Source organism: Stutzerimonas azotifigens, assembly GCF_013522725.1.
Classification (GTDB): domain Bacteria; phylum Pseudomonadota; class Gammaproteobacteria; order Pseudomonadales; family Pseudomonadaceae; genus Stutzerimonas; species Stutzerimonas azotifigens_A.
In genome coordinates this window covers 287,701-306,386 of record NZ_JAAMRF010000005.1, presented here as the reverse complement: position 1 = coordinate 306,386, position 18,686 = coordinate 287,701, and the positions used below count along the sequence as shown (strand labels likewise).

Sequence of the window (18,686 nt, the reverse complement as noted above, 5' to 3'; positions counted from 1 at the left end):
TCGACCGCGGCAGTCTCAAGCTGCCGCATACCTTCAAGATGTACATCATGTCCTCCATGCGGCCGCCGCTTTTGAGCCTCCCACGCGCCCCAGCGGCAAGCGCCGTGCTAGCATCCGCCGCCATGTGGTTATCGAACAGAAGCCGTCTGGCAGTCCTCGGCGTGCTATCCCTTTTTGCTGGCAACCTGATCGCCGCAGAACTTGAGGTTCGCGTGCAGCCTGGCAGCCGCGCGGTGCGTGAGAACATCGAGAATTACATCGGCGGCCTCGGCGAGCGCGACGAACGGGAGCTGCTGCGCTACAGCCGTATCGCCCAGCAGCAGGCCGAAAAAGCGCTTCAGGCGTTGGGCTATTACCGCAGCGAAATCATCAGTGAAGTGGTGGGTGGCGAGAATCCTCGCCTGATCCTGACGGTCAAGCGTGGCGAGCCGGTACGCCTTCGCCACGTGACACTGAAGCTCGAAGGCCCAGCTTCGGAATTCCAACCGTTCACCGTGCCTCGCCGCGTGCTGGTGGCGGGGGAAGTGCTCAATCATGGGCGCTACGAAGAGGTGAAGCAGCAATTTCTCAACCAGGCCTCCCGCTACGGTTACTTCGACGGGCGATTCTCCGCGCAACGGATCGCCGTCGATCCAGCGGAGAATGTCGCGGACGTGGAGCTGGTGTTCGTCAGCGGACCGCGCTATCGGCTCGGCGATGTCCGCTTCGAGGGCGACGCGCCCTTCGATGACGACCTGCTCGAGCGCATGGTGACGTTCGAGCCCGACACTCCCTACGATTCGGAGCTGATCGCGGAATTGAGCCGCGCCTTGCAATCGAGCGGCTATTTCGAAGGCGTGCGTGTCGATGCCAATCCGGCCAACAGCGAGGCGCAGCGCATCCCGGTTGCGATCCAGCTGACCACGCGACGCCCGCGAACCCTTGGCGTCGGGCTTGGCTATTCCACCGACATCGGCCCGCGCGTGCGGCTGAACTGGACGCGTCACTGGGTCAACCCGCAGGGCCACAGCTACGGTGCGGAGACCGAACTCTCTGAACCCCGGCAGAATGTCGGCTTCTGGTACGACATTCCGGGCGATCCGCCGCTGACCGACAAGCTCAGGCTGGCCGGCGGTTACCAATATGAAGAGCTCGCCGGTACCGACACCCTGAGTCGCCTGCTGACGATCGGCCCGGAGTGGCACAGCCAGCGACCCAACGGCTGGCAGCGGGTATTTTCGGTCAAGTGGCTGCGTGAGGAGTACCGACTGGGTGACGACTCGGGTCTGAGCACGCTGTTGATGCCGGGCGTGTCCTACAGCTACCTGCGCAGCGACAACCGGGTCGATCCGAGCCGGGGGTACCGGTTGCAGTTCGAGCTGTCCGGGGCCAAGGAAGGGCTGTTGTCGGATGCCGACCTGATCCACGGCAACGCGATGTTGCGCGGGTTGACCACCCTCGGTGGGCGGCACCGCTTTCTCGGCCGCGTACAGTTTGGCGGCAACCTCACCGACGAGTACAAGGCCGTCCCGCCCTCGCTGCGCTACTTTGCCGGCGGCGACCAGAGCGTGCGCGGTTATGACTACCAGACCCTGTCGCCGACCAACAGCGATGGCGACCGCATCGGCGGGCGCTACATGTTCGCCGTCAGCGCCGAATATCAGTATTCGGTAGCCGAGCGCTGGCGTATCGCGACGTTCGTCGACCAGGGCAACGCGTTCAATTCCCTCGATTTCCCCACCCTGAAAAGTGCCGTAGGCGTCGGTGTGCGCTGGGTGTCGCCCGTGGGGCCGATCCGCGTCGACCTGGCGCATCCATTGGATGGCGAGGGTGGTGTAAGGCTGCATTTCTCCATGGGCCCTGAGCTGTGAGGCGGGTTCTCAAAGGCCTCGGATGGACTCTGCTGGCGCTCATCTTGCTGCTGGTACTCGCCGTGGGGGTGATCCTGGGAACCGCCGCTGGCAGTCGCTGGGCACTGTCGCAGGTGCCCGGCCTGGAGCTGGAAGGTTTCGAGGGGCGGCTGGGCGGCAGCTGGCAGGCGGAGCGGCTGGTCTGGACCCAGGACGGCAATCGCGTCGACATCAGCGAGCCCGCGCTGGCCTGGCGGCCTGGGTGCCTGTTGAAGCGCACGCTCTGCGTGGATGAGCTGCGGGCGGCGGCGGTCGATCTGCAGTTTCCGCCCAGCGACGAGCCGCAGACGGACGAGCCCCTGACACTGCCCGATATCGACTTGCCGCTGGCCTTGCACATCGAGCGCATCGACATCGGGCCGCTGCGCCTGAACGATGTTGAGCAGCTGCAATCGCTACAACTGCGGGCGGACTGGAATGCGGATGGACTCGACATCCACGCGCTGCAGGTGCGCCGCGAGGATCTTTCGCTGGAGGCGACTGGGCGGCTCGAACCCACGGGGCAGTGGCCGCTGCGATTGCAGGGCGATGCCGCCGTCCGATCGCCCGACGAGCAACCCTGGGCGCTGAAATTCCTGGTCGACGGCGAGGTGCGCGACCGGGTGCGACTCGACGTGGAAAGCCAGGGTTATCTCGATGGCCATCTGCAGGGTGAGGTCCGGCCCCTGGACGACCGTCTGCCTGCCACCGTGCGCCTGACCGCCAGCGGCTTCAAGGCGAGCCCTGAATTGCCCGATACCTTGCGCGTCGACGACCTGGAGTTGACCGCCGACGGCAATCTCCAGGACGGTTACCGTCTGCTGGCCACCAGCCGCCTGCCGGGCGAGGGCGGCGATGTGCGCGTCGCGCTGGAGGGGCTGGTGAACCTCGCCGGCGCGCGGCTCGACAGCCTCGAGCTGGACGCCGGTGGCAATCGCTGGGTTCGCTTCAACGGCAATCTCGACTGGGAAGAGGCGATCACGGCCGATGCGCGATTGGCGTGGCGCGAGTTTCCCTGGCGCCGGCTGTATCCGGAAATCGACGAGCCGCCGGTGGCCTTGCGCGAGCTGACCGCCGAGGCGCATTACGACGACGGCAATTACCTGGGCAATTTTGCCGCGGCGCTGACCGGGCCGGCAGGGGACTTCAGCCTGGTCAGCCCGTTCAGCGGCGATCTCGGTGCGATTCACCTGCCGCAGCTGGAATTGAAGGCGGGACAGGGCAGGGCGGCAGGCAGCGTCAGCGTCGGTTTCGCCGAACACATCGAGTGGAAGGCCGACCTTTCCCTCGACCAGATCGATCCCGCCTATTGGGTGGCCGAGCTGCCGGGCCGTCTGGCCGGCTCGCTGAACAGCCGTGGCGCGCTGCGCGACGACGCGTTGCAGGCCGATGCCGCGCTCGACATCAACGGACGCCTGCGCGGCCAGGCGACCCGCCTGCAGCTTCAGGCCAGCGGGGAGGGCGATACCTGGACGTTGGCGGGCCTGGATCTACGCATGGGCGACAACCGTGTCCAGGGCGACGGTCGACTCGCCGGCGAGGCCTTGAGTGGGCAACTGGCGTTGAACCTGAGCCGGTTGGCGCAGCTCTGGCCCGGGCTGGAGGGGCGCATCACGGGTCGCGCAAGCGCCGGCGGAACCTTGCAGCAACCGCAGGGACAAGTGAGCCTGAATGGGCAGGCTGTCCAGTTCGAGGGCAACAAGCTGAGCCAATTGCGTCTCACGGCGAACCTCGCCGAGGGTGAGCGCGGCAGCTTGGACCTCGTCGCCAGCGGTATCGAGGCGGGTGAGAACGAGCTGGGTGAACTGAGGGTGACCGCCAACGGTACGCGCGCGCAGCACCAGGGCAACCTCGACCTGACGGGGCCGACCGCCAATCTGTCGTTGGCATTGGATGGCGGCCTGCGTGGCGACGATTGGCGAGGGCGACTGCTGCGCGCGAGGCTGGATGCCTCCGGTCAGGACTGGCGCCTGCAGGAGCCCGCGACGCTGGAGCGCCTGGCCAATGGCAGGATCAATCTGGGAAGCCATTGCTGGGCGTCCGGCCCGGCCACACTGTGCGCCGAAGATCAGCGGCTGATGCCCGATCCGCGTATCCGCTATCGCCTGCGCAATTTCCAGATCGCCAGCCTCGCCGACTATTTTCCCGAGGAGCTGTCCTGGGACGGTGTGGTGAGCGCCGACATCGCGCTCGATCTGCCCAGCGCAGGGTCGAGCGGCAGCATCCGCGTGGATGCCGGACCGGGTACCTTTCGCATGCGCGAAGAGGATCGCTGGCACGATTTCCCCTATAGCACCCTGACGCTGGACAGCGACCTGACGCCCCAGCGCGTCGACAGCCGCCTGAGCTTCGACGGAGGCGAGCTGGGCGAATTGGAGATGAGGCTCGGCCTGGACCCGCGCACCGATGCCAAACCGCTCGACGGCGAGTTTCGCCTGCGCGGGCTCAACCTTGCGGTGGGCCGGCCCTTTATTCCGCAGGTCGACCGTATGGAAGGACAACTGAACGGCAGTGGCGTCATCGGCGGGACCTTGCTCGATCCGCGCATAAACGGCCAGCTGCTGCTCAGCGGTGGAGAGGTCTCGGGCAGCGAGCTGCCCATGAGCTTCGAGGCACTGCAAGTCCGCATGTTGGTCGAGGGGCAGCAGGCGAACATCGACGGCGACTGGCGCAGCGGCCAGCAGGGCAGTGGCCGATTGGGCGGTACGGTGTCCTGGGCTAACGAGCTGGATGTGGACCTGATGATCGCCGGCACGCATCTGCCGGTGGTCGTCGAGCCGTTCGCCGAACTCGAAGTGGAGCCCGATCTTCGGATTCGAATGGACGAGCGTCGACTCGCCATCAGCGGCAAGGTCAGCGTGCCCCGTGGGGATATCACCGTGCGCGAGCTGCCACCGACAACGGTCAGGGTGTCGGAGGACGCGGTGATCGTCGGAGAGGAGGCCGAGGAGCCCGCCATGCCGATGGAGCTGGCGATGGACATCAACGTCGAGGTCGGCCAGGACCAGCTGCGTTTCAGCGGTTTTGGCCTGACCGCCGAGCTGGTCGGCTATCTGCACATCGGCGACAACATGGATGCGCGTGGCGAACTCAACCTGCGCAACGGCCGCTACAGCGCCTATGGCCAGCGCCTGATCATCCGCCGCGCGCAGCTGTTGTTCACCGGGCCGGTGTCGCAGCCCTTCCTCAACATCGAGGCGATTCGCCGGATCGATGCGGACAACGTCATCGCCGGGCTGCGCATCACCGGCAGCGCCGAGCAACCGCGTACCGAGGTCTTCTCCGAACCGGCGATGAGCCAGGAACAGGCCCTGTCCTACCTGGTCCTGGGGCGCGCCCTGGGCGCCGACACAGGGGACAGCAATCTGCTTGCCCAGGCGGCCCTTGGCCTCGGCCTGGCGGGCAGTTCATCACTCACCGGCGGCGTGGCGCAGCGCCTCGGCATCCAGGATTTCCAGCTCGATACCGAAGGCAGTGGTGCCGCGACCAGCGTGGTCGCCAGCGGTCGGCTGACCGAGCGCCTGTCGCTGCGCTACGGGGTGGGCGTGTTCGAGCCGGCCAACACCTTCGCATTGCGCTATGAACTGACGCGGCGGCTCTTTCTTGAGGCGGCCAGCGGGCTGGCAAGTTCTCTGGATCTTTTCTATCGGCGCGATTTCTGACGCTGCCAGGCGTTTCGGCAGCCCGGGCCGGGAAAAGTGGTGGTAGCATCGCGCGGCAATCTCCCGTAGAGGCGTTACAGCGCCTCTAGCGCGGCACTGCTGCGCATGCGGCGGCAGGATCCCGGTCGTTCGCAACGGCATACCCACTGGGCGCGCACAACGTGCCTTTCAAAATAAGAAGGAGCCTTGAATGGAATCCCTAGAAAATCTGGTCAACAGCATCAACGGACTCGTCTGGGGGCCGCCGATGCTGGTGCTGATCCTGGGCACCGGTCTGGTGCTGATGTTGATGCTCAAGTTCATGCCGCTTACGCGAATCGGTACCGGTTTCGCGCTCATGTGGCGCGGGCGGGCCAAGGGCGATAGCGATACCGGCGAGATCAGCCCGTTCCAGGCGCTGATGACCTGTCTGGCCGCAACGGTGGGTACCGGCAACATCGCCGGTGTGGCCACTGCGATTTTCCTCGGAGGACCCGGCGCGCTTTTCTGGATGTGGTGCACCGCGCTGGTCGGCATGGCTACCAAGTATTGTGAAGTGGTGCTGGCGGTTCACTACCGCGAGAAAGACGACCGCGGCGAGCACGTTGGCGGCCCGATGTATGCGATCAAGAACGGGCTCGGCAAGAAATGGCTGTGGCTTGGCGGCGCTTTCGCCATCTTCGGCGGCTTCGCGGGCTTCGGTATCGGCAACATGGTGCAGGTCAACAGCATGGCCCATGCGCTGGAGACCACCTTCTCGGTACCGCTCTGGGCGACCGGCCTGGTGACCATGGTCGTGGTCGGCCTGGTGATCCTCGGCGGCATCAGGCGCATCGGTAAAGTGGCGGCCTCTCTGGTGCCCTTCATGTGCGTGGCTTATCTGATCGCGGCCGCCGTGGTGCTGGTGGTCAATGCATCGGCCATTCCGGATGCGTTCGCCCTGATCTTCACCCATGCGTTCAGCCCGGCTGCGGCAACTGGCGGCTTTGCCGGTGCGGCGGTGATCGCGGCAATCCGCTTCGGCGTCGCCCGCGGCATCTTCTCCAACGAAGCGGGTCTGGGCACCGCCGGTATCGCGCAAGCCGCCGGCACCACCAGCAGCCCGGTACGTTCGGGCATGATCGGCATGCTCGGGACCTTCATCGACACGCTGATCGTCTGCACCATGACCGGCCTGGCGATCATCTGCTCCGGCGTCTGGACCAGCGGGCAGAGCGGGGCGGCGCTGTCGGCGGCGGCCTTCGAATCGGCGATGCCCGGCGTGGGCGGCGCGATTCTGACCATAGCGCTGGTGGTGTTTGCCTTCACGACCATCCTCGGCTGGAGCTATTTCGGCGAGAAGTGCTGGGAATATCTGGTCGGCACCAAGTCCATCCTGCCGTTCCGCATCATCTGGGTGCTGGCGGTACCCTTCGGCGCCGTGGCGCAGCTGGACTTCGCCTGGCTGCTGGCCGATACGCTCAACGGATTGATGGCTATCCCCAACCTGCTGTCACTGCTGTTGTTGAGCCCGGTCGTGGTGAAACTGACCAGGGACTACTTCGCTCGCACCTGAGCGGCATTCGTTTCATTCAGTGGTCGCGCGGGGAGCCGCGCGACCTTTTCAAATACTCAACGAGGAATCGGACATGACTGAAATTACCCACCGTGGCAACCCGATCCAGGTCGTCGGCGATTTCCCCCAGCCGGGTCAGAAGGCCAAGGCGTTCCGTCTGGTCGGCGCAGGCCTGGCCGACGTCGAGCTGTCGTCTTATGCCGGCAAGCGCAAGGTGCTGAATATTTTCCCGAGCATCGATACCCCGACCTGCGCCACCTCTGTGCGCAAGTTCAACGCCCAGGCCAGTTCGCTGGAAAACACGGTCGTGCTCTGCATTTCGGCTGACCTGCCGTTCGCCCAGGCGCGCTTCTGTGGCGCCGAAGGCCTGGAGAATGTGGTGAACCTGTCGACCATGCGCGGTCGTGAATTCCTGACCGACTATGGGGTGGCCATCGCCAGCGGTCCGCTGGTCGGTGCAGCGGCACGCGCCGTGGTAGTGCTCGATGAGCAGGACCAGGTTCTTCATAGCGAGCTGGTGTCCGAAATCGGCACTGAGCCCAACTATGACGCCGCGATAGCCTCGCTCAAATAAGCTGCGGGAGCGGGCGCGCCATGCGCGCGCCGCTCGTCCGAGATTGCCCGTTCCTTATACCTTTTGTCGCCCCGTTGGTCGGCACAACGTGATGCCCTCCCGTTCAATACTAGGCTCATAAGCAGCTGGAAGCAGTAAATAGCGCCGCCTGTCACATCTACGTGACATTTACTGGCCAAGGGCCAGAGATTTCGAAGAAATCACAAAATCTTTTTCGAAGTTGGCGGTCCTATCCCTTGATGCCCATTTGAACGGATTCGCTTTATGTCTACTTCCTCGCAAGTCAAAAGGGTCGGCGTGTCTGGTACGGGGATGATCGCTCATTGCTTCATCCGCCTGGTCAAGCAGCACTACAAAGACCTGCAAATCTCGCGTGTCCTGACACGTCGTCAACTGACAACCCTTTCCGACTTCCCGCTCGATGGCGTACTCACCAACTCCATCGATGAGCTCATCGATAATTCCGACATTATCGTCGAGTGCAGCGGAGACGTTTTCCACGGTACCGATGTCATCGAGCGAGCCTTCCAGGCGGGACTTCCGGTGGTCACGGTCAACGCCGAACTGCAGGTAACGACAGGCTCGTACCTTGCAGGCTTGGGGTTGCTCACCGAAGCCGAAGGCGACCAGCCAGGCTCGCTCGCGGCGCTGCGGGAAGATGCGCTGCAGATGGGTTTCAAGCCGCTCGTCTACGGCAATATGAAGGGTTACCTGAACCTCGACCCTACGCCCGAAGACATGGCGTACTGGTCGCGTCGACAGGGCATCAGCATCGATCAGACCACGTCCTTCACCGATGGCACCAAGGTGCAGATCGAGCAGGTCGTCGTGGGTAATGGCTTCGGCGCGACGATCACCCGGCAAGGGCTCGAAGGCCTGGCATCGACAAACCTCAATGACAGCGCCAGCGTGCTCGGCATGATGGCCGAGCGGCTGGATCAGCCGATCGTCGATTACGTGATTCCCAGCGGTTACCCCGCGGGGGGCGTGTTCCTGGTGTGTCGCCATGATGATGATCAGGTTCCGGCCATCGAGTACTTCAAGCTCGGCCCAGGCCCCTACTATGTACTGGTCCGCCCTTACCACCTGTGCTCGTTGGAGGTCGGCAAGACCGTCCGCCGCGTGCTGGCTGGTGGCGGTGTGCTGCTGAACAACTCGACCGCACCGACCCTCAGCGTAGGTGCCGTGGCCAAACGTGCGATGAAGCCCGGAGAGTTGATCGAGCGCGGCATCGGTGGCTTCCAGTTCCGCGGCGAAGCGGTGAAGATCGCCAACAACCCGGACCACGTGCCGATTGGCCTGCTGCGCAAGACTGCACTGATTCGCCCGGTCGAGCCCGGCCAGATGATCACCTTCGACGATGTGGACATCCTGCCGAGCCGTGCGCTGGACATCGTGTTGCAGGAGCGCCAGCAGTTGCTCAATCCGGGTGAGCCGCAGGCCTGGCCAAGTGTTGGGCATCTGAAGATCGCGCTGGGCTGACAGTCAGGGCGACAAACGAAAGCCGCTGCTTCCTGCAGCGGCTTTTTTGTGCCTGTCGTTCAAGGTCGTGGTGATCGTGGCGTAGTGCTTGGCGGACGGGGAGGCCGACGCATTAGCGCTATATCTGCACCGGTCGAACAGAGAGCAGCAGAATCGCGCGGCGCATAGGCAATGCCGGGAGGCAGGAGGGCTGGGCGATACAGGATGCAGCTGGTGTCTGGGAGGGTCGCTAAAAGAGCAGGGCGGTGAAGGCCGCCCGCAGCGTTCTTGTCGGTCAGGCGCGCTTCATCGACCAGTAGCTGGGCTTGAATAGATCACGTTCACCGAGGAGCACGACGCCCACCACGAAGCTCACCAGAACCAGGCAGATGTAGCCGACCAGCTCGTAGAAACCGACCGGTTGGGGCAGGTAGCGCAGGGTTGTGACAATTACCGCGGCCGTGACGATCCAGCGTGCCAGCAGCGAAAGGCCAAGCCCCGCCGGAGATGAGCGATAGACGAAAAAGCCCATCAGCACAGCCTGCAGCACAGCCCCGATGGAGAAGGCCATGGCCAGGCCGTCCGGGCCGAGCGGGCGGTAGAGCAGGGCATCGAGGCCGATGGTAGTGCCCGAGCTGATCAGCGTCAGTCCGAGAAACAGGCGTGCGCGGTGCTGAGCAAGCAGCGCGCGGCCCCAGAGCAGAGCCAGTCCCATGGCCGGCAGGCCGAAGCCGTAGGCCACCACCAGCGAAGCGGTGGCCTCGGTCTGGGCGACGCCGAATTCGCCTCGTTCGAGCAGCACCTGCACGACGGTTTCCGGGAACGAGCAGAGCACCACCGAGGCGGGCACGAGGAACAGCAGGGTCGCGAGCAGCCCTTTGCGGATCGAGGCGGCATAGGCATCGTGGGCGTCGTTGTTCCAGCTCTCGGCGAACTGCGGGAACAGCACCGCCAGCACCGACAACGCGTAGAGCGTCAGCGGGATGGTGACGATACGGAACGCGAAAGACAGCATCGAAATGCTGCCTTCATCGAGGAACGAGGCGAACATACGCTCGGCCAGGATGCACGCCTGCTGCGCGCCAGCGGCCAGTAGGATCGGCGCGAAAGCCAGGCCGAAATCCGTGCTCCGTCCCTTGCCTTCGATCTTCACCGGCCCGTTGAGATAGCCGATTCGTCGGTGCTGGACGACGATCAGCGCCAGCTGTGGCAGTAGCATGCCGATGAAAATCACCATGCCGGTGGGTTCGAACAGCAGAATGCCGATGATCGCACCGGCGTTGAGCAATACCGGTCGGAGCACCGGTAATACGAAGATTCGGTCTAGATTGAGCAAGGCGCCCTGACAATAAAGAGCGGCTTGCACAGCGATCAGCAGAGTACCGACGCAGAACACCACCCGGCCGGCTTCGATCTGCTCGGGTGTCCAACCGGGAGCGAGAAATTTCATCAGCCAGTAGCTGCCGAGTATCGCAACCACGCTGGTCAGTACGCCCATGATCAGCACGCGCCAGTAGAGCCAGCGGCTCACGTTGACGAACAGCTCTTCGGATTGGCTGCGTAGTTTCTGCAGGTAAGGAATCATGGTGTCGCGCAGGGCGAGGCCGAGAAAATTCTCGAAGAACACCGGCAGGATCAGGGCGACGAAGATAAGGTCGGCTTCCCAGCTCAGTCCGAACGTCTTGGCGATGAACAGGTCACGCAGGAAAGCCAGCAGGAAACTGGCGACGGTAAGCGCCAGGATGATGATTGATGCGTTCATTCCTTGATCCCTTTTGACGGCACGATAGCGCGAGTGCCGGCGCCTATGCCAAGCTGCTCCCGTTTGGCGAGCGAGTGCGCAGAAACGTAGCGCTTGCCGCCGAACGCTACATAGACTTTGGCACTCCGGCTTGGTTCCAGCCGCTGCGAAGCACAAGGCCATCAGCGATGCGCGCTGTTACGTAAAAATGCCGTAAAGCCTCTTTGCTCAGGGGCTGTCACTGCTTATGGTTCACGCTCCTTTCAAAGCGATCCGAGTTCATGTCCGAGGCACATCCTTCTTCTTCGCGATCAGGCCGTCGCTGGCTGGTCGTCCTGCTCGTCGTTGCAGTCGTCGCACTGCTGGTCTGGTGGTTCTGGCCCAAGGCTCCCGAAACGTCACCTCAACGCGCGGGAGGAGGGCGGCCGGCATTCGGCGCAGCCGGGCCGACGCCGGTGCGCGTTGCGAAGGTCGAGTCCGGCGAGTTCCAGGTGTTCTACAAGGCCTTGGGCTCTGTCACGCCTTTGAACACGGTGAACGTGCGCAGCCGCGTCGCCGGCGAGTTGAAGGAGATTCGCTTCGAGGAAGGTCAGCGGGTCAAGGCCGGCGACGTGCTTGCCATCATCGATCCGCGCAGCTACGAGGTCGCGCTGCAGCAGGCTGAAGGCACCTTGCAGCAGAACCGAGCGCTGCTCAGGAATGCCCAGGTCGACCTGGAGCGCTATCGCGGTCTGTATGCCGCCGACAGCATTGCCAAGCAGACCCTCGATACCCAGCAGGCACTCTACAACCAGTATGAAGGCACTCTGGCGGCCAACCAGGCGGCAGTGAACGAAGCGAAGCTGAATCTCGACTTCACCCGAATCCGCGCGCCGATCGATGGCCGCCTCGGGCTGCGTCAGCTCGACAAGGGCAACCTGGTCGCCGCCAACGACACCACGCCGCTGGTGGTCATCACCCAGACCCAACCGACCGCCATCACCTTTACCTTGCCCGAAGGCAACCTGACGCCGGTGCTGTCTCGCTTTCGTGGCGGTAATCAGCTGACGGTCGAGGCCTGGGATCGCGGCGAGACGAACCAGCTCGGGAGTGGCGTGTTGCAAAGCGTCGACAACCAGATCGACGCAACCACCGGCACCCTGCGGCTGAAGGCGCAGTTCGACAACGAGCAGGAACTGCTCATCCCCAATCAGTTCGTCAATGTGCGTTTGCACGTGCAAACGCTCGAGAACGTCGTACTGGCCCCTTCGGCTGCGCTGCAGTTCGGTAATCGCGGTACCTTCGTCTACGTCGTCGGCGAGGAGGACAAGGTGGAGCTGCGTCTGATCAAGACCGGCCCCAGCGACGGTGCGACCACGGTCGTGACCGAAGGTCTGCAGCCAGGCGAGCGCATCGTCATGGAAGGCACCGACCGCCTGCGCGACGGCAACCGTGTCGAGGTGGTCGGTAGCCGGCGGATGGCCGAGGACGCCGCCGAGCGTCCGGTACTGGGCGGCGAGGAAGCGGAGCGCCGCGAGCAATGAACATCTCGCGGTTGTTCATCCTGCGGCCGGTCGCGACCACCCTCAGCATGATCGCGATCCTGCTGGCCGGCTTGATCGCCTACCGGCTGCTGCCGGTCGCGGCCCTGCCTCAGGTTGACTACCCGACCATTCGAGTGATGACGCTTTATCCGGGCGCTAGCCCGGAGGTCATGACGAGTGCGGTGACGGCGCCGCTGGAACGCCAGTTCGGGCAGATGCCCGGGCTGCAGCAGATGTCGTCGACCAGCTCCGGCGGCGCCTCGGTCATCACGCTGCGCTTCTCGCTGGATGTGCCGCTCGATGTCGCCGAGCAGGAAGTCCAGGCCGCGATCAACGCTGGGTCCAACCTGCTGCCCAATGATCTCCCGGCCCCACCGGTATACAACAAGGTCAACCCGGCCGACACGCCTGTGCTGACCCTGGCGATCACCTCCGAGAGCCTGTCGCTGCCGGCACTGCACGATCTGGTCGATACGCGCATGGCCCAGCGGCTGGCGCAGATCAACGGAGTCGGCATGGTCACCCTGGCCGGCGGACAACGTCCGGCGGTGCGTATCCGCGCCAACCCCGAAGCGCTTGCGGCGTACGGTCTGTCGATGGCCGACGTGCGCACGCTGATCACCAGCGCCAACGTCAACCAGCCCAAGGGCAACTTCGACGGCCCGACCCGGGTGTCGATGCTCGATGCCAACGATCAACTGCGCTCGCCCGCCGAATATGGCGAACTCATCCTGGCCTATCAGGACGGTGCTGCGCTGCGCCTGAAGGATGTCGCCACCATCTTCGACGGCGCCGAAAACGAGCGCCTCGCCGCTTGGGCCAATGAAAGCCGTGCGGTGCTGGTGAATATCCAGCGCCAACCCGGCGCCAATGTCATTGACGTGGTAGAGCGGATCCAGGCGCTGTTGCCCGAAGTGTCCAAGAGCATGCCGGCCGGTCTCGATGTGGTGGTACTCACCGACCGCACCCAGACCATCCGCGCGTCGGTCCGCGACGTGCAGCACGAACTGTTGCTGGCCACGGCGCTGGTGGTGATGGTGACCTTCGTGTTCCTCAAGCGCCTGTCGGCGACCATCATTCCGTCGATCGCAGTGCCTCTTTCGCTGGTCGGCACCTTCGCGGTGATGTACCTGTGCGGGTTCTCGCTGAACAACCTCACGCTGATGGCGCTGACCATCGCCACGGGATTCGTGGTGGATGACGCCATCGTCATGCTGGAGAACATCGCCCGGCACCTGGAGGAGGGCGAGACACCGCTGCAGGCGGCGCTCAAGGGCGCGCGACAGATCAGCTTCACGCTGATCTCGCTGACCTTCTCGCTGATCGCCGTGCTGATTCCGCTGCTGTTCATGCAGGACGTGGTTGGCCGCCTGTTCCGCGAGTTCGCCATCACCCTGGCCGTGGCCATCCTGATCTCGCTGGTGGTGTCGCTGACACTGACGCCGATGATGTGCGCCAAGCTGCTCAAGCGCGAAACCGACGAGCATCGCAAGCCCGACTGGGTCGAGCGATTGATCGGCGGCTACTCGCGCTGGCTGACCTGGGTGCTGCGGCATCAGACCCTGACCTTGCTGGTCGCGGTCGCGACCTTGGGCCTTACTGTTCTTCTCTATCTGGTCGTGCCCAAGGGCTTCTTCCCGGTGCAGGACACCGGCGTGATCCAGGGCATCAGCGAGGCGCCCCAATCGATTTCCTTCCGCGCCATGAGCGAGCGCCAGCAGGAGTTGGCCAAGATCATTCTCGCCGACCCGGCAGTGACCAGCCTCTCGTCCTACATTGGCGTCGATGGCGACAACGTCACGCTCAACAGCGGACGGCTACTGATCAATCTGTTGCCGCATGGCGAGCGCACCGAGACGGCCAGCCAAGTGATCGAGCGCCTGCGCCCGCAACTGGCGGAACTGCCCGGTATCCAGCTCTACCTGCAGCCGGTGCAAGACCTCTCCATCGAAGATCGCATCAGCCGCACGCAATTCCAGTTCAGCCTCGAGTCGCCCGACGCCGAGCTGCTCGCGGAGTGGACACCGCGTCTGGTCGAGGCCCTTCGCGAGCGGCCGGAGCTGACCGACGTGGCCAGCGACCTGCAGAGCAACGGCTTGCAGGTCTATCTGGACATCGACCGCGACGCGGCGGCGCGGCTGGGGATCAGCATCTCGGCCATCACCGATGCGCTCTATGACGCCTATGGCCAGCGCCAGATATCGACCATCTTCACCCAGGCCAGCCAGTACCGTGTGGTGCTCGAGGCCGAGGCCGGCAGCCGCCTCGGGCCCCAGGCGCTGGAGCAGCTGTTCGTCGACAGCGAAGGCGGCACACCGGTGCGCCTGTCGAGCCTGGCGCGGATCGAGCAGCGCTCAGCGCCGCTGCTGATCAATCACATCGGCCAGTTCCCGGCGGTCACGCTGTCGTTCAACCTGGCGCCGAGGGTTTCGCTGGGGCATGCGGTCGAGATCATCGAGCAGGTCGAACAGGAAATCGGCATGCCCGGCGGCATCCAGACGCGCTTCCAGGGTGCTGCGGAAGCCTTCCGCGCATCGCTGTCGAGCACGCTGCTGTTGATCCTGGCGGCAGTGGTGACGATGTACATCGTGCTGGGGGTGCTCTACGAGAGCTACATCCATCCGATCACCATCCTGTCGACGCTGCCGTCGGCCGCGGTCGGCGCGCTGCTGGCGCTGCTCATCAGCGGCAACGACCTGGGTCTGATCGCGATCATCGGGATCATTCTGCTGATCGGTATCGTCAAGAAGAACGCGATCATGATGATCGACTTCGCGTTGGAGGCCGAGCGTCACCAGGGCATGACGCCTGAACAGGCGATTTTCCGTGCCGCACTGCTGCGCTTCCGGCCGATCCTGATGACGACGCTGGCAGCGCTGTTCGGCGCCATTCCGCTGATGCTCGCCTCCGGCTCGGGGGCGGAGCTGCGGCAGCCGCTGGGGTTGGTGCTGGTGGGCGGGTTGCTGGTGAGCCAGGTGCTGACGCTGTTCACCACACCGGTGATCTATCTGTTTTTCGATCGCCTCGGGCAGCGCTTCCGGCGCAATGAGGAAGACAGCGTGGAGGCGCAGGCATGAGGTGCAGGCTGCAGGCGAGTGGCAAGTGGTGCATACCGCTTGCTGCGTCGCCCCTTACAACGGTTGTCCGCAATCTTGCCGGTGCTGGGCTCGTCGCCTCATCCAGCTTGCGGCTTGAAGCTCGCCGCTCACCGCTATGAATCTTTCGGCTCCCTTCATTGCGCGTCCGGTGGCGACCATGCTGCTGAGCCTGGCGATCCTGCTACTGGGCGGGGTCAGCTTTGGCCTGCTGCCGGTCTCGCCGCTGCCGAACATGGATTTTCCGGTGATCACGGTGCAGGCCAGTCTGCCCGGCGCCAGCCCTGAAATCATGGCCTCCAGCGTGGCGACGCCCCTGGAACGGGCCCTGGGCTCCATCGCCGGTGTCGACCAGATGAACAGCCGCAGCAGCCAGGGTTCGACGCGCATCACCATTCAGTTCGATCTCGGGCGCGACATCAATGGGGCAGCGCGAGACGTGCAGGCGGCCATCAACGCATCGCGCAACCTGTTGCCCAGTGGCATGCGCAGCATGCCCACCTACCGCAAGATCAACCCGTCCCAGGCACCGATCATGGTGCTGTCGCTGACGTCCGAGGTGCTCGACAAGGGGCAGCTCTACGACATCGCCTCGACCATCATGGCGCAGAAGCTTTCCCAGGTGGTTGGCGTCGGCGAAGTCCAGGTCGGTGGCAGTTCGCTGCCTGCGGTGCGCGTCGAGCTGCAGCCGCAGCAGCTCGAGCAATATGGCGTCTCGCTGGACGAGGTGCGGCGCACCATCGCCGATGCGAACGTGCGACGGCCCAAGGGCATGGTCGAGGACGATACCCAGCACTGGCAGATCCGCGCCAGCGACCAGCTGCGCAAGGCGGCCGACTACGTACCGCTGATCATCCGTTACCAGGATGGCGCGAGCCTGCGGCTGGGCGACGTAGCCAAGGTGCAGGATGCGGTCGAGGACCGTTACAACGCCGGCTTCTTCAATAACGATCAGGCCGTGCTGCTGGTGATCAACCGCCAGGCCGGCGCCAACATCATCGAGACCATCGAAGGGATCCGCGCCGAGCTCCCGGCCTTGCAGGCGATACTGCCCGGCAACGTCAACCTGAACGTTGCGATGGATCGCACGCCGGTGATCCGCGCCACGCTGCACGAGGCCGAGCGCACGCTGCTGATCGCCATCGTGCTGGTCATTCTGCTGGTGTTCCTGTTCCTCGGGCGTCTGCGCAGTGCGCTGATCCCCGCGCTGGCCGTGCCGGTCTCGCTGGTCGGCACCTTTGCCGTGATGTACCTGTTCGGCTTCTCCCTCAACGTGCTTTCGCTGATGGCGCTGATCCTGGCGGCCGGGCTGGTGGTGGACGATGCCATCGTGGTACTGGAGAACATCGCCCGACACATCGACGAGGGGATGCCGCCGATGAAGGCGGCTTATGTCGGCACGCGCGAGGTGGGATTCACGCTGCTGTCGATGAACCTGTCGCTGGTCGTGGTTTTCGTCTCGATCCTTTTCATGGGTGGGATCGTCGAGCGGCTGTTCCGCGAGTTTTCCATCACCCTGGCCGCTGCCATCCTGGTTTCTCTGCTGGTCTCGCTGACCCTGACGCCGATGCTCTGTGCACGCTGGCTCAAGCCGCATCGGCAGGAAGATGAAGGGCGCTTGCACCGCTGGAGCCATCAGGCGCACCAGTGGCTGCTGGGCTACTACGACCGTTCGCTGAGCTGGGCGCTGCGTCACCGGCTGATCACGCTGATCAGCCTGCTCGCGACCATCGTGCTGAACGTCGTGCTCTATGTCATGGTGCCCAAGACCTTCCTGCCGCAGCAGGACACCGGCCAGATCACCGGTTTCATTCGCGGCGACGACGGAATGTCGTTCCAGGTGATGCAGCCGAAGATGGAGGTCTTCCGCAAGGCGGTGCTGTCCGATCCTGCGGTCGAAAGCGTGGCTGGTTTCGTCGGCGGGCAGGGTGGCATCAACAACGCCTTCATGATCGTGCGGCTCAAGCCTCTGGCCGAGCGCGAGATTTCAGCACAAAAGGTGATCGAGCGAATCCGCGCGGAACAGCCGACGGTACCGGGTGCGCGGATGTTCCTGATGGCCGACCAGGACCTGCAGTTCGGCGGCGGCGGGCGTCAGCGCAGCTCCGAATACTCCTATACGTTGCTCAGCGGCGATCTCGACCAGCTGCGCACCTGGCTGCCGCGGGTCAATCAGGCGCTGCGCGAGCTGCCGGAGCTGACCAGCATCGACGCCAACGAGGGCGAGGGGGCTCAGCAAATCAGCCTGAAGGTCGATCGGGACGCTGCTCGACGCCTAGGCGTGGACATGGCGACCGTCACCACCCTGCTCAACAACGCCTTCAGCCAGCGGCAGATCTCCACCATTTACGAGAGCCTCAACCAGTACCGGGTAGTGATGGAGATTGACCCCAAGTTCGCCCAGTACCCCGAAGTCCTCGAGCAGGTACAGGTGATCACCAGCGACGGTCGTAGGGTGCCGCTGTCGGCTTTCGCCCGTTACGAGCGCAGCCTGGAGAACGACCGGGTCAGCCATGACGGACAGTTCGCCGCCGAGAACATCGATTTCGATCTGGCGCCTGGCGTCAGCCTGGATCAAGCCACCGCCGCGATCGAACGCGCCGTCGCAGCCATCGGTCTTCCCACCGAGGTGCAAGGCCGGCTGGGCGGTACGGGCAGCGCATTCCAGTCGACCCAGGACAGCCAACCGTTGATGATCCTCGGCGCACTGCTGCTGGTTTACATCGTGCTCGGCATTCTCTACGAGAGCTACATCCACCCGCTGACGATCCTTTCCACCCTGCCTTCGGCTGGGGTCGGCGCACTGCTGGCGATCCTGCTGACCGGCCAGCAGTTCAGCCTGATTTCACTGCTCGGGTTGTTCCTGTTGATCGGCGTGGTGAAGAAGAATGCGATCCTGATGGTGGACCTCGCCCTGCAGTTCGAGCGCAACGACAAACTGGCGCCGGCCGAATCCATTCGCCGGGCTTGCCTGCTGCGTTTCAGGCCGATCCTGATGACCACCCTGGCGGCGATTCTCGGTGCACTGCCGTTGCTGATCGGGGGTGCAGAAGGGTCGGAGATGCGCCAGCCCCTGGGCTTGTCGATCATCGGCGGATTGCTGCTGAGCCAAGTACTGACGCTTTACACCACGCCGGTGGTCTATCTGTACTTCGACCGCCTGCGTCATCGTTTCAATCGCTGGCGTGGTATTCGTACCGACGCCGCCTTGGATAACCCGCTATGAGC

At 64.2% G+C, this 18,686-nt stretch carries 9 protein-coding genes; 8 read left to right on the top strand and 1 reads right to left on the bottom strand.

Annotation, left to right across the window (positions count from 1 at the left end):
- Positions 1–122: 122 nt before the first annotated feature.
- The 5 genes from G7026_RS12095 to G7026_RS12075 all read left to right on the top strand — a co-directional run bounded on the left by G7026_RS12095 (position 123) and on the right by G7026_RS12075 (position 9,120).
- Positions 123–1,850: an autotransporter assembly complex protein TamA gene (locus G7026_RS12095; RefSeq protein ID WP_181071076.1), complete on the top strand. Its 1,728-nt coding sequence runs from the start codon at positions 123–125 to the stop codon at positions 1,848–1,850.
- Positions 1,847–5,530 (top strand): translocation/assembly module TamB domain-containing protein, encoded by a 3,684-nt coding sequence (locus tag G7026_RS12090; RefSeq protein WP_181071075.1) that lies wholly within the window; start codon positions 1,847–1,849, stop codon positions 5,528–5,530. The genes G7026_RS12095 and G7026_RS12090 overlap by 4 nt, the downstream gene beginning before the upstream one ends.
- Positions 5,531–5,720: 190 nt before the next feature.
- Positions 5,721–7,064, top strand: a complete 1,344-nt coding sequence (locus tag G7026_RS12085) for an alanine/glycine:cation symporter family protein (RefSeq protein ID WP_181071073.1) — start codon at positions 5,721–5,723, stop codon at positions 7,062–7,064.
- A 73-nt stretch (positions 7,065–7,137) separates the two neighbouring features.
- A complete protein-coding gene (gene tpx, locus G7026_RS12080) occupies positions 7,138–7,638 on the top strand; it encodes a thiol peroxidase (protein ID WP_181071071.1) in 501 nt (166 codons plus the stop codon).
- Positions 7,639–7,950: 312 nt separating this feature from the next.
- Positions 7,951–9,120: an NAD(P)-dependent oxidoreductase gene (locus G7026_RS12075; RefSeq protein WP_181071224.1), complete on the top strand. Its 1,170-nt coding sequence runs from the start codon at positions 7,951–7,953 to the stop codon at positions 9,118–9,120.
- Between the two features lie 274 nt (positions 9,121–9,394).
- On the opposite strand, the gene G7026_RS12070 is transcribed toward G7026_RS12075, so the two are convergent.
- Positions 9,395–10,861, bottom strand: coding sequence for a lipid II flippase MurJ (locus G7026_RS12070; RefSeq protein ID WP_181071069.1), 1,467 nt, complete (start codon positions 10,859–10,861; stop codon positions 9,395–9,397).
- Between the two features lie 260 nt (positions 10,862–11,121).
- On the opposite strand from G7026_RS12070, the gene G7026_RS12065 reads away from it, so the two are divergent.
- The 3 genes from G7026_RS12065 to G7026_RS12055 all read left to right on the top strand — a co-directional run bounded on the left by G7026_RS12065 (position 11,122) and on the right by G7026_RS12055 (position 18,684).
- Positions 11,122–12,363, top strand: a complete 1,242-nt coding sequence (locus G7026_RS12065; RefSeq protein WP_181071067.1) for an MdtA/MuxA family multidrug efflux RND transporter periplasmic adaptor subunit — start codon at positions 11,122–11,124, stop codon at positions 12,361–12,363.
- Positions 12,360–15,440 (top strand): MdtB/MuxB family multidrug efflux RND transporter permease subunit, encoded by a 3,081-nt coding sequence (locus G7026_RS12060; protein WP_181071065.1) that lies wholly within the window; start codon positions 12,360–12,362, stop codon positions 15,438–15,440. Before G7026_RS12065 ends, G7026_RS12060 begins: the two co-directional genes overlap by 4 nt.
- A 136-nt stretch (positions 15,441–15,576) precedes the next feature.
- The gene (locus G7026_RS12055) at positions 15,577–18,684 is read left to right on the top strand and encodes a multidrug efflux RND transporter permease subunit (protein WP_181071063.1); all 3,108 of its coding nucleotides are present in this window, start codon (positions 15,577–15,579) and stop codon (positions 18,682–18,684) included.
- Positions 18,685–18,686 lie beyond the last annotated feature (2 nt).

Excerpts from the sequence above, each read along its gene's own strand:
- G7026_RS12095 (WP_181071076.1), top strand. The coding sequence starts at position 123 with ATGTGGTTATCGAACAGAAGCCGTCTGGCAGTCCTCGGCGTGCTATCC.
- G7026_RS12085 (WP_181071073.1), top strand. The coding sequence starts at position 5,721 with ATGGAATCCCTAGAAAATCTGGTCAACAGCATCAACGGACTCGTCTGG.
- tpx (WP_181071071.1), top strand. The coding sequence starts at position 7,138 with ATGACTGAAATTACCCACCGTGGCAACCCGATCCAGGTCGTCGGCGAT.
- G7026_RS12075 (WP_181071224.1), top strand. The coding sequence starts at position 7,951 with ATGATCGCTCATTGCTTCATCCGCCTGGTCAAGCAGCACTACAAAGAC.
- G7026_RS12070 (WP_181071069.1), bottom strand. The coding sequence starts at position 10,861 with ATGAACGCATCAATCATCATCCTGGCGCTTACCGTCGCCAGTTTCCTG.
- G7026_RS12065 (WP_181071067.1), top strand. The coding sequence starts at position 11,122 with ATGTCCGAGGCACATCCTTCTTCTTCGCGATCAGGCCGTCGCTGGCTG.
- G7026_RS12060 (WP_181071065.1), top strand. The coding sequence starts at position 12,360 with ATGAACATCTCGCGGTTGTTCATCCTGCGGCCGGTCGCGACCACCCTC.
- G7026_RS12055 (WP_181071063.1), top strand. The coding sequence starts at position 15,577 with ATGAATCTTTCGGCTCCCTTCATTGCGCGTCCGGTGGCGACCATGCTG.